A 17,988-nucleotide genomic window follows, 5' to 3' on the forward strand; every position below is an offset into this window, starting at 1 on the left:
GTCCACGCTCGACATGCTTCTGCGGGTTGTCCTTCTTGCGTGGCGTTGCGATGCGGCAACGGCGGGCACGGCGAGGATCCCTGCACTCTGCACAGGAAGGAGGAGAAATGGAGATCACGGTTTTAGTGCCGGCGCACAATGAGGAACAGACAATAGGGCAAACCATCGAATCCCTGCTTGCGCAGACCCGGCTGCCGGACCAGATCGTCATTATCGCCAATGGATGTACTGATCAAACGGTCGAGGTAGCAAAGAAGTACCCCGTCATCGTCATGGATCTGCCCCGCCTGAAACACCGCAAGTCCGAGGCCATGAACAGGGGGTGGAACCTCTATGGCCGCGACTCCGACCTTGTCGTGTCCATGGACGCGGATACGGTGCTTGTCCCCAATGCGATCGAAGACTGGGAGAAGGAATCATGGAAGCGTCTCTTCGGAGGATCGACTTCCAAATTCACCATCCGGCAGCCCGGTCTGTGGTGCAGACTGCAGAAATCCGAATACGCCTACAACATCCAACAGGGGCTGAATCAGGGGTGGACCAATGTCCTGGCAGGCGCCGGGTCTGCGTTCTCCGGAAGGGCCCTGAGGGAGATTGCCGCCAGGGATGACAGGGAAGGGCCGTGGTCGTACGAAAGTGCGGTGGAGGACTACGAGCTGACCTACCGGCTTCGGGAAGCGGGATACAGGACCTATGTATCCACCACCATCAGGGCATACACCGACGGGATGAAGAACCTGAAGTCCCTGTGGGGGCAGCGCATGAAGTGGCAGACAGGCACCCTGCAGGATCTGCTTCGCTTCGGAGTCAACCATCTGACCATCAGGGATTGGCTGAGCCAGATGCTCAATCTGCTCGGACCGGCAATCCGGGCGCTCTGGGTGATGGTAGTTTCCCTGGCGCTGTATCTGGATTCCTTGACCTTGGCTTGGTGGGGGCTGCTCGTACCCTTCCTGTTCCTGGCCATCAACCTCAAGACCGCCGTCCGCGTCCCGTATAAGGACAAGTGGGACATCCTTATCGTCGTGTTGATAATCCCCATTGAGCTCTTGGCCTGCATACGCGGCGCATGGATTCTCTCCTCCTGGGGGGAAATCCTGCGCAAAAAGATCACCCGCAAAGACCGTGACTTGTGGGCCGCGCAATACAAGGCAGAGGGCGTGGCCGCATGAGAGGAGCAATCCTGGCGTCCAGTGTGGCCGGCCTCGCGGCAGCCGCACTGGAGATAGGCTCGATTGCCCTGGGTATCCTCGGCGGAATATTCGTTGCTGCAGGTCTCTACACACTGCTGAAGAGGAATTCTTCCAATCGCCCCTAGGCAAAGCCAGCACACGCCGGCGCGGTGGTGAAAACCTACGAAGCCTTCCGCTGCTCTGCCGCCTCACGGGCCGGACCGTGGCCCCAGCCGCCGTGGTCGATGTCCAGGATCCGGCCGTTTTCGCCGTAGCAAATGGTCACCGGCTCCCCGAACTGTTCGCAGTCGCCGTCGGGACACTTGTCCTTCATATTGCCCACGTATTCGTTGGAAAAGTGCTGCTCCCACTCGTCCATTTTCCCCATGGCCCAGGGATCGCCCTGCTCGGCGAGGTCATTGAGTTCGTCCAAAGTGTAAATGTGTCCGCGCTCGGGATGGGTCACGACAGGCTCCTTCGAAAGGGCGAACATTCCATATCCGTACTCTTAACCTAACGCCGTCCCCGATCACCGCTGCGCGCATCGGCCCGGCGCGTCCGGTGTCCCGTGTGCCCGTACGACGACGGCGGCGGGCAGCGGCGCAGGGACATGGCGTAGGCTGTAAGCACCATGGCAGAAATAGATTTTCCCGCAGAAATCCGCGCCCTCCGCTCCACTTTCGCCTCCATTGAAGAGGTCTCGGATGTGGCAAAGATCAAAGAGGACATCGAAGAGCTCAGCGAAATGGCCGGCGTGCCCGACCTCTGGGACGATCCCGCCGAGGCGCAGAAGATCACCTCCAAGCTCTCGCACCGCCAGTCGGAGCTGGAACGCCTGGAGAAGATCGAGTCCCGCATCGATGACCTCGAGGTCCTGGTGGAGCTGGCCCAGGACGAGGCCGACGCCGAGTCGAAGGCTGAGGCGGTGACCGAGCTGGAGTCGCTGCGCAAGTCGCTGTCCCAGCTGGAAGTGGTCACGCTGCTTTCCGGTGAGTACGACGCCCGCGAGGCCGTCGTGACGATCCGTTCCGGCGCCGGGGGAGTGGACGCGGCGGACTTCGCCGAAATGCTGCTGCGGATGTACCTGCGCTGGGCCGAGCGCCACGGTTACCCCACCACCGTCCTGGATACGTCCTATGCGGAAGAGGCGGGCCTGAAATCGGCCACCTTCGAAGTCAAGGCCCCCTATGCGTTCGGCACCCTCGTGGTGGAGGCCGGTACGCACCGGCTGGTGCGGATCAGCCCGTTCGATAACCAGGGCCGCCGGCAGACCTCGTTCGCCGCCGTCGAAGTGATTCCACTGATTGAGCCGACCGACCACATCGAGATCCCGGACAACGAGATCCGCGTGGACGTCTTCCGGTCCTCCGGCCCCGGCGGCCAGTCCGTGAACACCACCGACTCCGCCGTCCGGCTCACGCACCTTCCCACCGGCACCGTGGTTTCCATGCAGAACGAGAAATCGCAGCTGCAGAACCGTGCCGCCGCGATGCGGGTGCTGCAGTCACGGCTGCTGCTGCTGAAAAAGGAGCAGGAGGACGCCGAGAAGAAGGCATTCGCCGGCGACGTCAAAGCCTCCTGGGGTGATCAGATGCGGTCCTACGTGCTCAATCCCTACCAGATGGTCAAGGACCTGCGCACCGAACACGAAGTGGGCAACACTTCCGCGGTGTTCGACGGCGAGATTGACGACTTCATTGACGCCGGCATCCGCTGGCGCGCCAACGGCAGTGTCTCGGCGCGCAAGTAACCTGCAGGAAATCGCGGCCTTGACCGGCGCATCGCCGCGCAGGCGCCGTCGTCGTGACCCACCCGCGGGTCCGACACGCACCGGCCGGTTCTGGCCCATTGTCCGGCAAGCTGGCTATAGTCGAGGAGCCGGTGCCCATACCCCGAACCAAGGCCCGTGTCTCCGGCCGCTCCATGGGCACTAAGTAGTCATGATCACATTCGACAATGTCACCAAGCTGTATGACCGGAAATCCCGGCCTGCGCTCAACTCAGTCAGCCTTGACGTGGACCGCGGGGAGTTCGTTTTCCTCGTGGGCGCCTCGGGATCGGGTAAATCCACCTTTATCCGCCTGATCATGAAGGAAGAGCACGCCACCAAGGGCACGGTCTACGTTGCCGGGGCGAATGTCGCGAAAATCCCCAGCTGGCGGGTTCCCCGGCTCCGCCGCGGAATCGGCGTCGTTTTCCAGGACTTCCGCCTGCTGCCCAACAAAACGGTTTTCGCCAATGTTGCCTTCGCCATGCAGGTGATCGGACGCAGCCGTGCGGTGATCCGTGACTCCGTACCCGAAGTCCTCAAGACGGTAGGACTGGAGGGTAAGGACAACCGCATGCCGCATGAACTCTCCGGCGGCGAGCAGCAGCGTGTGGCCATCGCCCGCGCCATTGTCAACAAGCCCGGAATCCTCCTCGCGGATGAACCCACCGGCAACCTCGATCCCACCACGTCGCTGGGAATCATGAAGGTGCTGGACCGGGTGAACCAGAACGGCACCACCGTGGTCATGGCCACCCACGACGACGACATCGTCAATGCCATGCGCAAGCGCGTGGTGGAACTGCGCAACGGGCAGATCATCCGTGATGAACGTGAAGGCATCTACCTGGGCGAGCCCGGGGCCGAACAGGATCCGGAGCCGCTGCCCGAAGCACCCGGCCGCCAGGAAAGCGGGGTGTCCGAATGAGGCTGGCATTTGTCCTCGGTGAAATCGGTTCGGGCCTGCGCCGGAACCTGTCCATGGTGGTCTCGGTAGTCCTCGTGACTTTTGTGTCCCTGACGTTCGTGGGCGCGGCCGGGCTGCTGCAGCTGCAGATCGGGCAGATGAAGGGCTACTGGTATGACCGGGTGCAGGTGGCCGTATACCTGTGCACCGACAACGACACCTCCGCCTCCTGTGCCGCGGGCGCGGTGACCGATGAACAGCGCGACGCCGTCGAAGCCGATCTGCGGGCCGACCGGTACGTGGAAAGCGTGGAGTACGAAGACCAGGAAACCGCGCTGACGCACTTCCGCGAGCAGTTTGCGAATTCGCCCATCGTGGACAGCATTACCGCGGAAATGCTGCCGGAGTCCTTCCGCGTGAGCCTGGTGGACCCGGAAAAGTATGAAGTCATCAATGAGGCGTTTTCCTCCAAACCCGGAGTGGAATCAGTCAGCGACCAGCGCGAGCTCTTCGAGAAAATGTTCACGTATCTGAACCTGGCATCCGTGGCTGCCCTCGGTGTGGCAGCGGTGATGCTGATCTGCGCCATCCTGCTGATAGCGACAACCATCCGGCTCTCGGCCTTCAGCCGCCGGCGCGAAACGGGCATCATGCGCCTGGTCGGGGCCTCCAAGGCCGTCATCCAGCTGCCCTTTGTCCTGGAGGGCGTGATTGCAGCCGTTATCGGCGCAATCCTCGCTTCTGTGGCATTGTGGAGCACTGCACACTTCTTTATCGGGGCGCTGGCCAAGCAGTACCCCACCACAGCCTTTATCTCCTCGGAACAGGTTCTGTATCTGACACCCGTCTTACTTGTTCTCGGGGCGCTATTGGCTGGCGTATCCTCGCTCTTGACACTCCGTCGTTACCTGAAGGTTTAGAGTCATGAGCAGTACCTGGGCGAACAGAAAGCTGAACATCATGGAGAGTCTCGTCAATGGATAATGCCGTGTCCAAGCGGTCCCGACGCGCCCATGCATCACGGGCGGTCGCGGGTGTTGTTGTGCTCCTGACCATGACCCTTTCAATAGCCTTCACCAGTACCGCCAGCGCTGACGAACTGGACAACCGGCTCGAAGCCATCGAGGCCGAAAAGCAGCAGGTCCAGCAGGACTACGAGTATCTTGGTGCGGACATTGCCGAGACCGTGGCCAAGTTGAACATTTACAACGGCCAGCTGCCGGCTGCGCAACAGCAGCTGGCTGATGCCGAGGGCCGGGTGAACACCGCCGCGGACAAGGTCGGAGCACTCAATGACCGGGTGGCCCTGGCGCAGGACACGCACGAGACCATCATGGGCCAGATCGAAAAGGACCGCGAAGAGATAGCGGCCACCGAGAAGGCCATCGGCCAGATTGCGTCCCAGGCCTACAAAAACGGCGGAGTCCCCTCCACCCTGTCGCTGATGTTCGGTGCAAAGGGTGCCGACAGCCTGACGGATTCGCTCGGGATGGCCGAACAGGCGCTCAAGGGGCAGAACGCAGCAGTGGAGAAGCTCTCCCAGCAGAATGCGAACAACCTCAACTCCGAAGCACGGCTGGCCGCCGTCGCGGAGGAGATCAATAAGCTGAAGGCCCAGGCGGAAGAAGCGCTGAAGGCTGAACAGGCAGCGCGCGACGCCGCCGCCGCCGAGAAGGCCAAAGTGGACAGCCTCATCGCGGAGACCTCCGCCATGAACAAGGAACTCGAGGCGCAGAAACCCAAGCTGCAGGCGCAGATGGCCACCTTGGAGAAGGAAAGCGCGCAGGTTACCGCGGATATCGCCGAGCGGCAGCGGATACTCCTCGAGGAGCACCGCAAGCGTGAGCAGGCCCGCATCGATGCCGCGAACCGGGCAGCAGCCGAAGAGGCCGCCCGTAACAACCGGCCGGCTCCTCCCGTCCAAACCGTTCCGGCACCCTCGAGCCCCTCGTCCTTCGGCCTGCGGTACCCGGTGGTCAGCGCACCCGTCTCCTCCGGCTACGGATGGCGTGCCACCCCGGCCGGCTCCATCGACTTCTTCGGCAACGGCGGGTACCTGCACTCGGGCATCGACTTTGCTCCGGCCTGCAACACGCCCGTCTACGCCGCGGCCGCCGGCGAGGTCTGGCGCGCGGACCAGGGCGGCGGCGAAATGATCGGCACCGGCAACCGGATTGTCCTGAACCACGGCGTGGTGGGCGGCAATGTCCTCGCTACGAACTACTACCACCTCAACGGCTTCGCCGTTCGCGGGGGACAGTGGGTCAACCAGGGCCAGCTGATCGGCTATGTCGGCAGCACCGGCAACTCGACCGGCTGCCACCTGCACTTCGAGACGGTGCTCAACGGCAACCTGGTTGACCCGATGGGTCTGTTGTAGGCCTACAATAGAACTTTCGCTCAAAGACCAGCTGACGCTGAATTACTAAGGAGTTGCCCCGTGCCTAAGGAAAGTGGCCGGAAGGTAGTGGCCACCAATCGCAAGGCCCGGCACGATTACGAAATCCTGGACACCTATGAGGCCGGTATGGTCCTGATGGGAACCGAGGTGAAATCGCTGCGGGAGGGCAGGGCTTCGCTGGTGGACGGCTTCGCCACGTTCTACAACAACGAACTCTGGCTCGAAGCCGCCTACATCCCCGAATACCTCAACGGCAGCTGGACCAACCACGCTGCCCGCCGCCGGCGCAAGCTCCTGCTTCACCGCGAGCAGCTCGAGAAAATCATGCGCAAGACCACTGAATCCGGCTTCACCATCGTCCCGCTTCAGCTCTACTTCGTTGACGGGCGGGCAAAGGTTGAGATAGCCGTTGCACGCGGTAAGCGCGAGTACGACAAACGCCACACCCTGCGGGAGAAGCAGGACAACCGTGAGGCACTGCGGGCCATGCGGGAGAAGAACCGCGGCGCATGAGCGGTACCTTCTGGGAAGCGCAGCCGGATGCCGCCGAGGACGTGTCGGTCCGTAAGCCGGCCTGGACCTGGGCAGTGGCAGCCGTTGACCTGCTGATAGTCCTTGCCGTCCTGCCCGTGGTGATCCTGGTGGTGGTGCCCTTCTTCCTCGCCTTCTATCTCTATCTGGCTACAGTGCTGGTGTGGCTGGCCCCCGTATTGGTCGGGGCCAACATAGCCCTGTTTGCCTGGGCCTTCCGACGCAAGGCGCCGGGAATGACGGCGCTGAGTATTCTCTCCGTCCTTTTTGTCCTGGTCTCCTGGATCCTCCTCGTCGCCTGGCAGGCGCCTGTTGTCGTTCTGGGGTTCACCCTCTGAAACCCCTCCCCGGGTGCATGGGCTACAATGGGTGTTCCGGCTCCGGCCGGATTGGCAACTCAATAAGGGGATGACCGGTTTCGACGATGTTTTGTTGAGACAGGGGAAGCGGGCCGAGGATACAGGGTTATCTCGTTAACGATCTCTGTAAACCAATAAGTGCCGAATCAAAGCGCACTGACTTCGCTCTTGCTGCCTAAGCAGTAAGGCATAGTCCGTCAGCCCGGGGATGCTCTCGCCCCGGTGTCTGGCGTCATTTAGAGAGCCACTGCTGAACACCTTCGCCGTTGGGGTGTTCGGGACTTTTAGACGGCTGGGTCCGGATCAGCCACTTGTTTGCGTGATGGCTGGGACCGAGAAAATCCGATGCAGACTGCGCCCGGAGAAGCCCTGACAAAGCGACATCGGACGGGGGTTCGATTCCCCCCATCTCCACTGTGTTCCACTCACAACGGGACGTGTCCGCGGACGCGTCCCGTTTTGTGTTTAACAACAGGCGGCATGCTGCGCGGAGTTGTTTCTCACACCCGCACCCGTTTGGCCCGTCAACCGGGCCCCTGCAGCCGGGGCGTGCGGGACACGTTGCTAAACTTGCACTGAAGCACTACCCGCGCCGGCCCCCACCGGAGCGGGCGATATGACCGGTCGAAAGACCTCGTAGGAGACGCACCACTTTATGCAAAGCCCGGCAGTTGAATCCCAGCATGATGACCTCTGGAACCGACGGTACGACCCCAATGTTGCGGAAGTGAACCAGCTTTGCGACGCCCTCGCCGAAATAAAGCCGGGCAGCCAGGTCCCTTACGTGGACCCCATGCACGATATCGGTGAGTGCCGGATCGTCAGCCTTTTCTCCAACATCGGCGAAGCGCACGAGTCCGGATTCATCACGGCGGGGGACAACGACGCCATGGCGCGGCTCCTCGGCGTCCACTGGCAGGCCGGTCTGCGCCCCGAGTTTGTGATGCCGTGGAACACCTATCCCTGGCACGTGCCCGGCGAGCCGAACGGCAAGCTCACCAAGGAACAGGTGCAGGAAGGGCTTCGCCCGTTGCTGCGTTTCCTTGCACTAGTGCCGCGCGCTTCGGTCATCGTGGCCCACGGTACGGAGGCGCAGCGCCTGGCTGCTGCTTTCCTGAAGACCGAGAACCGGATGATCTACCGCCGGAGCTTCAAGGTCTACAAGGCCCGCTCCCTCTCCGGGCGTTCCTTCGGCGCCACCGCCGAGCGCCAGCAGGAGGCGCTGGACGACATGAAGGCCGCCTATACCGACGCAATGGCGCGAACCGGTCTGAGCCCGGCCCGCTAACCCCTACCCGGTGCGCTGCACCGGTTTTCCGGGCCCGGCCCCGCCGGCCGGGCCCGGGGAGTTCTCAGTCCCGGTCTGCGGGGGAACCAACGGCAGAGTCCACCACGCCAATGAACCGGGAACCCACTCCGGGGTACTCGCTGCGCACCGCACCGTCGGGCAGCGCAGGCAGTTCCCGGATGCTGTGGTCCTCGCACGCAAGGAACGTGAACTCCGGCCACCACTTCTTCGGCCGTGCAGTTTCGGAATACCCGCACACGGTGCAGGAGAGCTCCACCCATACCGGGCGTTTCCCTGTCCGGTTGGCCCGGGACTGGCGCAGCCATCCGGGCGGGTCCGCCTGGAGCCTGGCCAGCTCGGCGTCCTCCATCCGTGGCGGCAGGCCGTGACGGGTGGCCATTTCGAGCGGAATATCAAGTATCTGTGCGGCTTGGCGTCGAGTAATCATCAGTTAAACGATACGGCGTGCCGGGCTGCGTCCGAATCACGCAGCGAGCCGCTGAAACGCCGGTGGCGGGACGGCGGCCATGCGGCCACCATCCCGCCACGGTGATTCGGTGTTACAGGGCTTGTGCCTAGGCCGGCGTGGCCTCAGAGAAGGCCTCGCGGAGGTTGGCTTCCTGGTCCTTTGAGAGGTTGGTGTAGATCAGCTTCATGCCCTCGTAGCCCTTGAACGCTTCGGCCACCCGATCTTCCACCGCGTCGCTGGACAGGACGAACAGGGCGGAGGTGCCCGGCGTCACTTCCTGACGTACCTGCTTGATGAAGTCGTCGTTGATTCCCACGTCGACCATGGATGCGGAAAGCGCACCCACTGCTGCGCCGACGGCCGCGCCGATCAGCGGAACAAAGAAAATCAGGCCGAACAAAAGCCCCCAGAAGCCGCCGCCCAGGGCTCCCGCTCCCACCAGATGATGTTCCTGGATGGTCTTGGGTTTTTTCTTGTCTTCGGGCCAGGTGACTATTGCTTCATCCTGGACAGTGATCAGCCCCTGGGACTGCAGGCTGGCGAGGGTTTCCGTGGCGCGTTCCGCGGCCCCCGCGTCAGAGAATTTCCAAACGGTCAGTGTTGCCATGGCAGTTACTCCAAACGGTTGAGTTCGACGAAGGTGTCCGCACTAGGGACCCGCCGGCAGCGCCAACGTTATCGGTGTGCATGGGGCGCGTACAAGGCAAAAAGCCATCCGCGGGGAGCTTGGGCGGGAAGTCGTCCGGGGCCTGTGCCGGCGGCGCCCGCCGACGTAGCATGCAGGGAGAGAGGCCAGGGACTGGGAAAGGACGGCCTGCCATGGAACCGAGTACCCCGTGGTGGGCCAACGCAGTGGTCTATCAGATCTATCCCCGCAGTTTCGCCGATACAACCGGCGATGGCATCGGCGACATCGGCGGGATCATTGAACACCTTGACCATCTGCAGGACCTGGGCATTGATGTTCTCTGGCTGTCGCCGATCCACCAGTCGCCGCAGTTCGACAACGGCTATGACATCAGCGACTATCGCCGGGTGGACGAGCTGTTCGGCACCAACGAGCAGTTGGATGAACTGTTGGAGGGCCTGCACGGGCGCGGGATCAAACTGATTATGGACCTGGTGGTGAACCATACCTCCAGTGAGTATCCCGCTTTTGTGGAGTCGAGGTCCTCCCGCAGCTCCACGCGGCGGGACAGTTACTGGTGGCGGAATCCCAGGCCCGGCTTCACCGCGGGGGAACCCGGTGCCGAGCCGAACAACTGGGGGTCCCTGTTCGGCGGGTCGGCGTGGACCTTCGACCAGCACACCAGACAGTACTACCTGCATCTGTTTACGCCGCAGCAGCCGGACCTGAACTGGGAAGTATCCAGGGTCCGGGAGCGTGTCTACGAGATGATGAACTGGTGGCTGGACAAGGGTGTAGACGGGTTCCGTATGGACGTCATTAACTTCATCTCCAAGGATCCCGCTTTGCCGGACGGAGTCTCTGAAACAAAGGGCGTCTGGGGCGACGGAAGCCCGTACTACGTCAATGGGCCGCGGATCCACGAGTTCCTGCAGGAGATGCACCAAAGGGTCTTCAGCGAACGCGTTGGTGAGTACCTCACGGTGGGCGAGACCCCCGGCGCAACGGTGGAGCAGGCGCGCCTGTATACGGACCGGAGGCGGCATGAGCTGGACATGGTCTTCCAGTTTGAACACGTCAGCCTGGACCAGGGACCGGGCGGGAAGTTCGACTACCGTGGCCTGGACCTGGCCGATCTGAAAACCTCCTGGAACCGCTGGCAGCGGGGACTGGCGGAAACCGGGTGGAACAGCCTTTACCTGAGCAACCATGACCAACCCCGGATCGTTTCGCGCTTCGGCGATGAGGAACGGTACCGGTATGAATCCGCCACCCTGTGGGCGACCCTGCTGCATCTGCAGCGCGGGACTCCCTACGTCTATCAGGGCGAAGAGATCGGTATGACCAGTGCCGGGTTCACCTCGATCGAGCAGTATCGGGACGTGGAGTCACTCAACCACTACGCCGAGTCCCTGCGACTGGGGATGGATCAGGAAGCCGTGCTGGAGTCCCTGCGCCGGATGAGCCGGGACAACGCCCGCACCCCCATGCAGTGGACCTCCGGACCCTACGCCGGGTTCAGCACAGCCGAGCCGTGGATCCCGCTGGGAAAGGGGTTTCCCGAAACGAGCGTGGAGGCGGACCGGGCCGCTGAGAAGTCCGTTTTTCGCTACTACCAGCAGCTGATCCGGCTGCGGCACGAGTCGGAGCTGGTATCCATGGGCGACTTCCGCATGCTTGATCCGGCACACCCGACACTGTTTGCCTTCAAGCGCACGCGCGGAGACCAGGCGCTGCTAGTCCTGGGCAATGTCTCCGGCGCGGAACTCGGTGTGCCTGCAAATCTGGAGTCAGGCGAACTGGTCCTGGGCAACTACACGGTTCCGGGCGACCACCGTCTGCTGCGTCCGTGGGAAGCAAGGATCCTGGACGTGTCCCTGTACCCCGGGGGATGAGGCGCGGGGGATGAGGCGCCGCCTACGCTTCACCGGTCAGTGTTGCCGCGTACAGCTCCAACAGTCCGGGCATTCCGCCTTCCCGCATGGCCTGCCGCTGGCGTTGTGCGCCGGTGCCCTTTTCCCACAGCCCGGCCAGGCCGGCCTGCACCCACTGGGTATCTCCCTCCTGCTCCAGGGCCTCTGCAATGAACGCCATCAACGCGTCCACGCGTTCCCGGGCAGGCAGAAGCCGGGCGGTAAGCGGGTTCACGAGTTCTCCCGTGAGCCCGTCCCGCGCCGCCTGCCACATGGCGGCATCCAGCAGCTCGTCGTCCGGACTCGAATACGGCACGCCCGCACGGGCCTCGGCCACTGCTGTGCTGACCAGCCCGCGGATGATGCCGCCGAGCAGGACGCTGTCCCGGGCCTGAAGCTGCGCATCCCCGGCGCGCACCTCCAGTGTGGGATAGGTGTCCGACAGCCGGGCCATCCAGGTCAGCACACCGCGGTCGATGATGGCACCCGAATCCACCAGCCGCTGGATCCGGCGCTCGTAATCCGCCGCGTCACGGAAGACCGGTGCGCAGCCCTGGACCGGCCACCGGCGGTAATGCACCACACGCCAGCTGCCGAAGCCGCTGTCCCGGTCCAGCCAGAACGGTGAATTGGTGCTGAGGGCAATGATGACGGGAAGCCACTCACGAATGCGGTTCAGTGCCTGGACGCCGGTTTCGCGGTCCGGGACGGACACATGGACGTGGAGGCCGTTGACGAACTGGTCGCCGACAATTCCCGGCGCGCTTGCCTGCAGGTCGCGGTAGCGGTCCTTGTCCGTCAGCTCCGGGTAGTGCTCTTCGGTGCGTGGCGCGCTGGCCGTGCCGGCGGCAATGACACCGGCCTTGCGGGCACCCGCCTCCAGCTGGCCGCGGAAATTAAGGAGGTACTCTTCGGCTTCGGTGAGGGTGGCTGACACCGGCGTGGCGGTTTCCAGCTGACAGCTCAGCAGCTCCCGCTGGATTTCACCTTCGGTGATCCGGGAGGAGCGGTGCAGGAAGGCCTCCACCTCGGCTGCCTTATGCACCGGCAGCCCGGTGGATGGATCAAGGAGAAGGTATTCCTCTTCGATGCCCAATGTCGCCATGTGTGTCTCCCGTGGGTTTTCGAGCCGGACCCCAACCGGCGCCGCAGTTTTTGTTCCTCCCCGAGACTAGTTCCGCCCGGCGTCAGCGGAAAATCCGCAACCTTGGCATGAAGCTGGACTGTCCGGCCGCAGCTTCCCGGACAGGGGCATCTCAGGCTTCGAGGACCAGGGAACGGGTAAAGAGCTCGGCCAGGGCCGGTTCGCCGCCCTGGCGGACAGCCCGGCGCTGCCGTTCGGCCCCCGTCCCTGAACCCGCGGCGGAGCCGGAGTGTCCGCCCAGGATGCGGTGGATCCCGGCGGTGACGAAGTCCGTGTCCCCGGCCTCGTCCAGGGCCGGAGATACAAAATCCAGGAGTGCGGCCAGCTGGGCTGCGGCCGGCGCGCTGCCGCCGGGATGGGCCACCAGGTTCGCCCCCAACCCGAAGCGGGCTGCCTGCCACAGTCCGACGTCGAGCAGCTCCGGGTCCGGCGGGGCCGGTGCCTCGCCGGCCGCGAGGGAGCTGACCAGCCCCCGGACCAGCGCGGCCAGCAGCACGGAGTCCCCGGCCTCGAGCTGTGCGTCGGCGATCCGGACCTCCACCGTGGGGTAGCTTTCGGAGAGTCTCGCCGCCCAGCCTACGTGGCCGGCGTCGAGCACCACATCGGTCTCCAGCAGGCCCTGCAGCCGCCGGTCGTAGTCGGCGGCATCGGCGAAGACCGGCGGGCAGCCCTGCACGGACCAGCGCCGGTAGTGCACCATCCGCCAGCTGGCAAAGCCGGTGTCCTGCCCCCGCCAGTAGGGGGAGTTCGCCGCGACGGCCCCCAGCAGGGCCAGCCACGGCCGCAGCCCGTTGAGCACATGTACGCCGGCATCCCGGGTGGGTATACCCACATGGATGTGGGTCCCGTTGACGTATTGCTCGCGGGCAACCCCGCCCGTCAGCTGGCCCATTTTCCGGTAGCGCTCCGTAGCGGTCAGCAAGGGTGGCGTGTCCGGAATGTGCGGGGCCGCTCCGGTGGCGGCTACACGCACTCCGGCGGCCGAGGATGCGGACGCCAGCAGGGTGCGGAACTCCAACAGGGAGTCCATCGCTTCCTGCGTACTGGTGCACACCGGAGTGGAGCTTTCCACCTGCGCCTCAAGCAGTTCCACCGATGAGTTGAAGTTGGGGCGTACGGCGGCTGTGAGGGTGCGCATCACCTGCTGGGAACCGGTAGGGAACCCGGTCAGCGGATCAATAAGGAGGAACTCTTCTTCAATGCCGAAAGGTGAGGCCATCTGAATATCTCCCTGCGCCAGGAAACACCGGACCGAGACAATTCTACGTAGCGCTGCAGGCGGAAAGCACCCGGTTCAGGTCCGCAGGGCCCGCCAGCTCAGGGTCAGGTACGGCAGGTCAAGCGGGTCTCCGGGCCGGTGGCCAAGGTGCTCGTACAGGTACCAGGCCAGGTTCGACTCCAGCCGCCGGCGTGCTTCCGGGGCGGCCGAAAGATAGAACGCGCGGGATTTGGCCAGCTCGAACAGGTCCTCGGGAGTCATCGGCTGCGTCCAGGCCACGGTGGAGAACTCGTCAAGGGAGAATTCCGGGCCGAGGACGGGCCGGAAGCCCGGGCGGATAACGTCACCGGCGTGGATGATGCGTGAGTAGCGGTGTACCCAGGGAACGCTGACGTCCAGCTGGTTCCAGATGAGCCCAAGGATGCCGTGCGGTCGCAGGATGCGCGCGAATTCGCGGCTGGCGGCATCCGGATCACACCAGTGCCAGGCCTGGGCCACGGTGACGGCGTCCATGGAGGAATCCCGCAGCCCCGTCTGCTCGGCCGTGCCGATGGTGGCGGGTACCCCGGGCAGCGCCCTGGAAAGCTGGGAAAGCATGTCTGCAGAGGGGTCCACCGCATGGACGTTCAGCCCGGCGGCGTGCAGCTCGCGGGTGTATTTCCCGGTGCCGGCACCAACGTCGGCCACGTCGCGGACGGGCTGGGAGCCGGGACGGGAAACCAGCCAGTGAACGGCTTCGGCAGGGTAACCGGGGCGGATGCGGTCATAATGCTCGCCGCCCTCCCGATAGCTGTCGGCCAGCTGCCGGCGCCTCAGGGACTCGAGCCGTGGTCCGGTGGCACCCACTGCTACAGCAGGTCGTCCAGGTCGGGATTCAGCCGCTGCAGCACTTCACTGTGCAGCAGTCCGTTGGTGGCCAGGGCATTCCCGCCGAACGGTCCGTCCTCGCCGTCGAGGGAGGAGAAACGCCCGCCGGCCTCGGTCACGATCGGCACGAGGGCAGCCATGTCATACAGGTTCAGCTCGGGTTCGCAGGCAATGTCGACGGCGCCCTCGGCCACCATGCAGTAGGACCAGAAGTCGCCGTAGGCCCGGGTGCGCCACACCGATTCGGTGAGGTCCAGGAATTCCTCCAGGTTTCCCCGGTCCTTCCAGCCGCCCAGGCTGGAATAGGAGAGGGACGCATCGGACAGGTTGGACACGTTGGAGACGTGCAGCCGGGTGGCGGCAGCGAGGGAACGGCCCATGTAGGCTCCGGTCCCGGTAGCCGCCCACCACCGCTTGCCCAGCGCCGGGGCGCTGACGAGCCCGACAACGGGCACGCCGTCGTCGACCAGGGCAATCAGGGTGGCCCAGACGGGCACACCGCGGATGAAGTTCTTGGTGCCGTCGATCGGGTCGATGATCCAGCGGCGGGGTCCCGAACCGGAGGAACCGAATTCCTCGCCCAGGACAGCATCACGGGGACGGGCGCGGGAGAGCTGGCCCCGAATGGCGTCTTCGGCGGCCTTGTCGGCGTCAGTGACCGGGGTGAAGTCGGGCTTGGTCTCGATCTTCAGGTCCAGCGCCCGGTACCGGGACATGGTCTGGTCATCCACGGAGTCGGCCATGACATGGGCCAGGCGTAGGTCATCGTTGTAGTTCTGAACGAACGGCATACTGTTCAACTTATCCTTATTCGGCGGACACTGCCCGGCATTACGCCCACACCGGGGCAGTGTCCTGCGGATGGGACGGGCGGGAGCCCGTGCCTACTGTTCGCCAAGCTCCTTGGCGGAGGATTTGTTTTCGGTCCGGGTGCCGGTACCCAGCAGCCGGCGAAGCGAGGCCAGCCGGGCGGGTCCGGCCGGTCCGGCATGGCCTTCCTCCACCCATGGGTCCAGCCCGCAGCCCACGGCTGCCGCATCGTGCCGGCAGCCCCGCTCGCAGCCGGCGGTACCGGGTTCCAGGTCAGGGAAGGCCTGCAGGATGCGGTCCGGATCCACATGGGCCAGTCCGAAGGAACGGATGCCGGGCGTGTCAATGATCCAGCTGCCCGCCGGAGCGTCACTCAGGCGCAGCGCGAGAGCGGACGAGGAGGTGTGCCGGCCGCGTCCGGTCACCGCGTTAACGCCGCCGGTGGCACGGGTGGAACCGGTCAGGGCGTTGACGAGGGTGGACTTGCCGACGCCGGACGGGCCCACCAGGACGCTGACACTGCCCTTCAGTACTTCGTGCAGTGCTTCAACGGCGGTGCCCTGCAGCCGGGCGGAAAGGCCGTCGTCCGAACGGGCATCGATGCCGGAGGCATCGGCGGCCGCGGTGCGGCTGATGATGACGTCCATATCCAGGTGCTCGTAATTGGCCAGCAGCTCGGCGGGATCCTTGATGTCCGCCTTGGTGATGCACAGAACGGGGGAGATGCCGGCGTCGTAGGCGGCCACGAGGGCGCGGTCTATGAATCCGGTACGCGGCTCCGGGTTGGCGGCGGCCACCACAATGACGAGCTGGTCCGCGTTGGCGACGACCACCCGTTCCACCGGATCGGTATCGTCGGCGCTGCGCCGCAGCACGGTGTCGCGTTCCTCGACCCGCACCAGGCGGGCCAGGGTGTCCGGGGCGCCGGACACGTCGCCCACCAGTGCCACCCGGTCTCCGGCCACCACAGGGGTGCGGCGCAGTTCCCGTGCCCGGGCTGCGATTACCGTGCGTTCCTGCGCGGTGTCCTCATCCACGACCGCCGTGTACCGTCCCCGGTCCACGGTGATGATGCGGCCGATGACGGCGTCCTCATGGGCCGGCCGGTCCTTGGTCCGCGGACGGGAGCCCTTTTTGTTCGGCCGGATCCGAACATCTGATTCATCCCAGCCGGAGGTGCTGCGCGCCATGTCAGGACACCGCCGTGTTGGTCAGCTGCTGCCAGAGTTCGGGGAACTCCGGCAGGGTTTTCGCAGTGGTGCCGATGTCCCTGACGACGACGCCGGGCACCGTCAGGCCGATCAGCGCACCTGCCGTGGCCATCCGATGGTCGGCATAGGTTTCCCAGGTTCCGCCGTGCAGGGCCGCCGGCCGGATCAGCAGGCCGTCGGCGGTCTCCTCGGCATCTCCGCCGAGCCGGTTGATTTCGGTGACCAGTGCCGCCAGCCGGTCCGTTTCATGCCCGCGCAGGTGGGCGATCCCGGTGAGGACCGAGGGCGAATCTGCCAGGGCCAGGAGGGCGGCGACGGTGGGTGCCAGTTCGCTGGTGTCCGCCAGTTCGGCACCGTGGATGGTGCCGGTGCCGGTAACCGTAAGGGTTCCGTCCGAGAGGGAGACACTGGCCCCCAGTGCCGGAAGGATGCTGCGCCATTTATCGCCGACCTGGTCGGTCTTCTCCGGCCAGCCGGTCACCTTGACGGTGCCGCCGGTCACCAGGGCGGCGCCCAGGAACGGTCCGGCGTTGGAAAGGTCGGGCTCAATGGTGACGTCGAAGGCCGCCACGGGCCCGGGGGCCACCCGCCACTCGAAGGGGACGGAATCATCCACGTCAACACCGACGCTGCGCAGCACCGAAACAGTCATGGCGATGTGGTCCGGGCTGGGCAGGACGCGGCCGGTGTGGATCAGGTGCAGTCCCTGCTCGAAGCGGGGGGCGGCCAGGAGCAGGGCGGAGACGAACTGCGAGGATGCGTCGGCATCGATCTCCAGCCGGCCGCCGGCCACCTGTCCCGAACCGGAAACGGTGAAAGGCAGGGAGCCCGTGCCGCCGTCGTCAATACCCACCCCCAGGGCGCGCAACGCGTCGATGATGGCGGACATGGGCCGGGTACGGGCGTGGGGATCGCCGTCGAAGGAGGTGTTGCCCCGGAGCAGGGCGGCCAGGGGAGGTACGAAACGCATGACCGTGCCGGCCAGCCCGCAGTCCACCTGCCTCGGACCGCCGGGAGCGGTTGCCGGCAGGGGATCAACCAGCAGGTCCGGGCCGAAGGCTCCGGTTCCTTCGGCTTCGGTCACCGTGGCGCCAAGGGCCCTGAGGGCTGCGACCATCAGCTCCGAATCCCGGGAATGAAGCGGAGCCCGCAGCCTGGACCGGCCCTCCGTCAGGGCTGCGAGGACCAGGTAACGGTTGGTCAGGGATTTGGAGCCGGGGACGGACAGGACCGCGTCCACGGGGGAGGTGGCGAGGGGCGCCGGCCAGATTGCCGGCGCCCCGGCGTTTGGAGCATTCATT

Annotated in this window: 19 protein-coding genes and 1 other RNA gene; 11 read left to right on the plus strand and 9 right to left on the minus strand. The window is 64.7% G+C overall.

Going from position 1 to position 17,988, the window contains the following annotated elements; all coding sequences use genetic code 11:
- The first annotated feature begins 107 nt into the window (after nucleotides 1–107).
- Both AC5RTS_RS05930 and AC5RTS_RS05935 read left to right on the plus strand, forming a co-directional pair.
- Complete coding sequence (locus tag AC5RTS_RS05930) at nucleotides 108–1,172, plus strand: glycosyltransferase family 2 protein (protein ID WP_493991150.1); 1,065 nt, start codon at nucleotides 108–110, stop codon at nucleotides 1,170–1,172.
- Nucleotides 1,169–1,318 (plus strand): hypothetical protein, encoded by a 150-nt coding sequence (locus AC5RTS_RS05935; RefSeq protein ID WP_493991151.1) that lies wholly within the window; start codon nucleotides 1,169–1,171, stop codon nucleotides 1,316–1,318. Before AC5RTS_RS05930 ends, AC5RTS_RS05935 begins: the two co-directional genes overlap by 4 nt.
- A 35-nt stretch (nucleotides 1,319–1,353) precedes the next feature.
- Here the strand turns inward: AC5RTS_RS05935 and AC5RTS_RS05940 are convergent, their stop codons facing one another.
- Nucleotides 1,354–1,638 (minus strand): hypothetical protein, encoded by a 285-nt coding sequence (locus tag AC5RTS_RS05940; RefSeq protein ID WP_493991152.1) that lies wholly within the window; start codon nucleotides 1,636–1,638, stop codon nucleotides 1,354–1,356.
- Between the two features lie 165 nt (nucleotides 1,639–1,803).
- Here AC5RTS_RS05940 and prfB point away from each other — a divergent pair, with 165 nt between their 5' ends.
- The 8 genes from prfB (at nucleotide 1,804) to AC5RTS_RS05980 (ending at nucleotide 8,426) form a co-directional block, all read left to right on the plus strand.
- Entirely contained in the window at nucleotides 1,804–2,922 is a 1,119-nt protein-coding gene (prfB, locus tag AC5RTS_RS05945; RefSeq protein ID WP_290244659.1) for a peptide chain release factor 2, read from the plus strand.
- A 190-nt stretch (nucleotides 2,923–3,112) separates the two neighbouring features.
- A complete protein-coding gene (ftsE, locus tag AC5RTS_RS05950) occupies nucleotides 3,113–3,868 on the plus strand; it encodes a cell division ATP-binding protein FtsE (protein WP_493991153.1) in 756 nt (251 codons plus the stop codon).
- A complete protein-coding gene (ftsX, locus tag AC5RTS_RS05955) occupies nucleotides 3,865–4,767 on the plus strand; it encodes a permease-like cell division protein FtsX (RefSeq protein ID WP_493991154.1) in 903 nt (300 codons plus the stop codon). The genes ftsE and ftsX overlap by 4 nt, the downstream gene beginning before the upstream one ends.
- Before the next feature lie 134 nt (nucleotides 4,768–4,901).
- Nucleotides 4,902–6,227: a peptidoglycan DD-metalloendopeptidase family protein gene (locus AC5RTS_RS05960; RefSeq protein WP_493991155.1), complete on the plus strand. Its 1,326-nt coding sequence runs from the start codon at nucleotides 4,902–4,904 to the stop codon at nucleotides 6,225–6,227.
- 60 nt (nucleotides 6,228–6,287) lie between these two features.
- Nucleotides 6,288–6,761 (plus strand): SsrA-binding protein SmpB, encoded by a 474-nt coding sequence (gene smpB, locus AC5RTS_RS05965; RefSeq protein WP_493991156.1) that lies wholly within the window; start codon nucleotides 6,288–6,290, stop codon nucleotides 6,759–6,761.
- The gene (locus AC5RTS_RS05970; protein ID WP_493991157.1) at nucleotides 6,758–7,117 is read left to right on the plus strand and encodes a hypothetical protein; all 360 of its coding nucleotides are present in this window, start codon (nucleotides 6,758–6,760) and stop codon (nucleotides 7,115–7,117) included. The genes smpB and AC5RTS_RS05970 overlap by 4 nt, the downstream gene beginning before the upstream one ends.
- A gap of 66 nt (nucleotides 7,118–7,183) precedes the next feature.
- Nucleotides 7,184–7,555: a transfer-messenger RNA gene (gene ssrA, locus AC5RTS_RS05975) on the plus strand.
- 238 nt (nucleotides 7,556–7,793) lie between these two features.
- The gene (locus AC5RTS_RS05980; RefSeq protein WP_493991158.1) at nucleotides 7,794–8,426 is read left to right on the plus strand and encodes a uracil-DNA glycosylase family protein; all 633 of its coding nucleotides are present in this window, start codon (nucleotides 7,794–7,796) and stop codon (nucleotides 8,424–8,426) included.
- Nucleotides 8,427–8,490: 64 nt separating this feature from the next.
- On the opposite strand, the gene AC5RTS_RS05985 is transcribed toward AC5RTS_RS05980, so the two are convergent.
- Both AC5RTS_RS05985 and AC5RTS_RS05990 read right to left on the minus strand, forming a co-directional pair.
- Nucleotides 8,491–8,874 (minus strand): hypothetical protein, encoded by a 384-nt coding sequence (locus AC5RTS_RS05985; protein ID WP_493991159.1) that lies wholly within the window; start codon nucleotides 8,872–8,874, stop codon nucleotides 8,491–8,493.
- Between the two features lie 127 nt (nucleotides 8,875–9,001).
- Complete coding sequence (locus AC5RTS_RS05990; protein ID WP_493991160.1) at nucleotides 9,002–9,502, minus strand: DUF1269 domain-containing protein; 501 nt, start codon at nucleotides 9,500–9,502, stop codon at nucleotides 9,002–9,004.
- A gap of 212 nt (nucleotides 9,503–9,714) precedes the next feature.
- Here AC5RTS_RS05990 and AC5RTS_RS05995 point away from each other — a divergent pair, with 212 nt between their 5' ends.
- The gene (locus AC5RTS_RS05995) at nucleotides 9,715–11,418 is read left to right on the plus strand and encodes a glycoside hydrolase family 13 protein (protein ID WP_493991161.1); all 1,704 of its coding nucleotides are present in this window, start codon (nucleotides 9,715–9,717) and stop codon (nucleotides 11,416–11,418) included.
- Between the two features lie 22 nt (nucleotides 11,419–11,440).
- On the opposite strand, the gene AC5RTS_RS06000 is transcribed toward AC5RTS_RS05995, so the two are convergent.
- The 6 genes from AC5RTS_RS06000 to aroA all read right to left on the minus strand — a co-directional run bounded on the left by AC5RTS_RS06000 (nucleotide 11,441) and on the right by aroA (nucleotide 17,987).
- Nucleotides 11,441–12,541: a carboxylate-amine ligase gene (locus tag AC5RTS_RS06000; RefSeq protein WP_493991162.1), complete on the minus strand. Its 1,101-nt coding sequence runs from the start codon at nucleotides 12,539–12,541 to the stop codon at nucleotides 11,441–11,443.
- A gap of 151 nt (nucleotides 12,542–12,692) precedes the next feature.
- Nucleotides 12,693–13,799 (minus strand): carboxylate-amine ligase, encoded by a 1,107-nt coding sequence (locus tag AC5RTS_RS06005; RefSeq protein WP_493991163.1) that lies wholly within the window; start codon nucleotides 13,797–13,799, stop codon nucleotides 12,693–12,695.
- Nucleotides 13,800–13,874: 75 nt separating this feature from the next.
- Complete coding sequence (locus AC5RTS_RS06010) at nucleotides 13,875–14,645, minus strand: class I SAM-dependent methyltransferase (RefSeq protein ID WP_493991164.1); 771 nt, start codon at nucleotides 14,643–14,645, stop codon at nucleotides 13,875–13,877.
- A gap of 2 nt (nucleotides 14,646–14,647) precedes the next feature.
- Nucleotides 14,648–15,457: a histidinol-phosphatase gene (gene hisN, locus AC5RTS_RS06015; protein ID WP_493991165.1), complete on the minus strand. Its 810-nt coding sequence runs from the start codon at nucleotides 15,455–15,457 to the stop codon at nucleotides 14,648–14,650.
- Nucleotides 15,458–15,550: 93 nt separating this feature from the next.
- A complete protein-coding gene (gene rsgA / locus AC5RTS_RS06020) occupies nucleotides 15,551–16,666 on the minus strand; it encodes a ribosome small subunit-dependent GTPase A (RefSeq protein WP_493991166.1) in 1,116 nt (371 codons plus the stop codon).
- Between the two features lies 1 nt (nucleotide 16,667).
- Entirely contained in the window at nucleotides 16,668–17,987 is a 1,320-nt protein-coding gene (gene aroA, locus AC5RTS_RS06025) for a 3-phosphoshikimate 1-carboxyvinyltransferase (protein ID WP_493991167.1), read from the minus strand.
- Nucleotide 17,988 lies beyond the last annotated feature (1 nt).

The sequence above is a fragment of the Arthrobacter sp. MDT1-49-2 genome (assembly GCF_059090185.1).

Coding starts and splice junctions, on each gene's coding strand:
- AC5RTS_RS05930 (WP_493991150.1), top strand. CDS start 108: ATGGAGATCACGGTTTTAGTGCCGGCGCACAATGAGGAACAGACAATA.
- AC5RTS_RS05935 (WP_493991151.1), top strand. CDS start 1,169: ATGAGAGGAGCAATCCTGGCGTCCAGTGTGGCCGGCCTCGCGGCAGCC.
- prfB (WP_290244659.1), top strand. CDS start 1,804: ATGGCAGAAATAGATTTTCCCGCAGAAATCCGCGCCCTCCGCTCCACT.
- ftsE (WP_493991153.1), top strand. CDS start 3,113: ATGATCACATTCGACAATGTCACCAAGCTGTATGACCGGAAATCCCGG.
- ftsX (WP_493991154.1), top strand. CDS start 3,865: ATGAGGCTGGCATTTGTCCTCGGTGAAATCGGTTCGGGCCTGCGCCGG.
- AC5RTS_RS05960 (WP_493991155.1), top strand. CDS start 4,902: ATGACCCTTTCAATAGCCTTCACCAGTACCGCCAGCGCTGACGAACTG.
- AC5RTS_RS05970 (WP_493991157.1), top strand. CDS start 6,758: ATGAGCGGTACCTTCTGGGAAGCGCAGCCGGATGCCGCCGAGGACGTG.
- AC5RTS_RS05980 (WP_493991158.1), top strand. CDS start 7,794: ATGCAAAGCCCGGCAGTTGAATCCCAGCATGATGACCTCTGGAACCGA.
- AC5RTS_RS05985 (WP_493991159.1), bottom strand. CDS start 8,874: ATGATTACTCGACGCCAAGCCGCACAGATACTTGATATTCCGCTCGAA.
- AC5RTS_RS05990 (WP_493991160.1), bottom strand. CDS start 9,502: ATGGCAACACTGACCGTTTGGAAATTCTCTGACGCGGGGGCCGCGGAA.
- AC5RTS_RS05995 (WP_493991161.1), top strand. CDS start 9,715: ATGGAACCGAGTACCCCGTGGTGGGCCAACGCAGTGGTCTATCAGATC.
- AC5RTS_RS06000 (WP_493991162.1), bottom strand. CDS start 12,541: ATGGCGACATTGGGCATCGAAGAGGAATACCTTCTCCTTGATCCATCC.
- AC5RTS_RS06005 (WP_493991163.1), bottom strand. CDS start 13,799: ATGGCCTCACCTTTCGGCATTGAAGAAGAGTTCCTCCTTATTGATCCG.
- hisN (WP_493991165.1), bottom strand. CDS start 15,457: ATGCCGTTCGTTCAGAACTACAACGATGACCTACGCCTGGCCCATGTC.
- rsgA (WP_493991166.1), bottom strand. CDS start 16,666: ATGGCGCGCAGCACCTCCGGCTGGGATGAATCAGATGTTCGGATCCGG.
- aroA (WP_493991167.1), bottom strand. CDS start 17,987: ATGAATGCTCCAAACGCCGGGGCGCCGGCAATCTGGCCGGCGCCCCTC.